Here is an 815-nt window from a genome sequence, read left to right on the forward strand (position 1 = left end):
CGGCCGACCTTGCACGCGGACTGGCCTTGTATCGCCGGGTCATGGTGATGCTGGCCATCCTCATGGCCCTCATCATCCTTCTGAACGGCTTACCATGATGCACGATCAGGGCGGGCATGGCTGGACAGACCTGCCCGCCGGCCTGAAAGACTGACCCGATGGAATTCACGGCCTCCGACGTCTCAACCCTGAATCGTATCCTGCGCTGGCGCCGGGACGTTCGCCATTTTCGTCCCGACCCGATCGACGAGCCGGTCATCGCGCGACTGCGCGCGGCGATGGATCTGGCGCCATCGGTCGGCAACGCCCGCCCCTGGCGCGTCATCCGCGTCGACAGCCCCGCATTGCGTGCTGCCGTGCGCACCGACTTCAGTCGCTGTAACGCCGAAGCCGCCAGGACCTATGACGGACGGCAGCACGAGGATTATCTGCGCCTGAAGCTCGCCGGGCTGGATCATGCGCCGCTGCAACTCGCGGTCTTCACCGTGTCCGATCCCGCAGAAGGCCACTCGTTGGGGCGCCGGTCCATGCCGGACACATTGAGCGCCTCGACGAACATGGCGATTCACACCCTATGGCTGGCCGCAAGAGTGGAAAATCTGGGACTGGGCATGGTGTCCATTCTCGATCCCAAGGTCATGGAGCAGATCTTCGATTGCCCTGCCGAATGGCGGTTTTCCGCCTATCTCTGTATCGGCCATGCGGAATGCGATGATGACATGCCCTTGCTGCACCGCGTCGGCTGGCAGGAGAACCATACCCACCCATGGGAGATACGCTGAGTTTTCTATCGCGCCACCGCCAGCAGCCCGGCG

General features: G+C 63.4%; 1 protein-coding gene. It reads left to right on the top strand.

Annotated elements, in window-relative coordinates; all coding sequences use genetic code 11:
- Positions 1–158: 158 nt before the first annotated feature.
- Positions 159–782: a 5,6-dimethylbenzimidazole synthase gene (bluB, locus tag HLH29_RS19325; RefSeq protein ID WP_182968989.1), complete on the top strand. Its 624-nt coding sequence runs from the start codon at positions 159–161 to the stop codon at positions 780–782.
- Positions 783–815: the final 33 nt, after the last annotated feature.

Source organism: Gluconacetobacter tumulicola, from assembly GCF_014174215.1.
In the GTDB taxonomy this organism is placed as follows: domain Bacteria; phylum Pseudomonadota; class Alphaproteobacteria; order Acetobacterales; family Acetobacteraceae; genus Gluconacetobacter; species Gluconacetobacter tumulicola.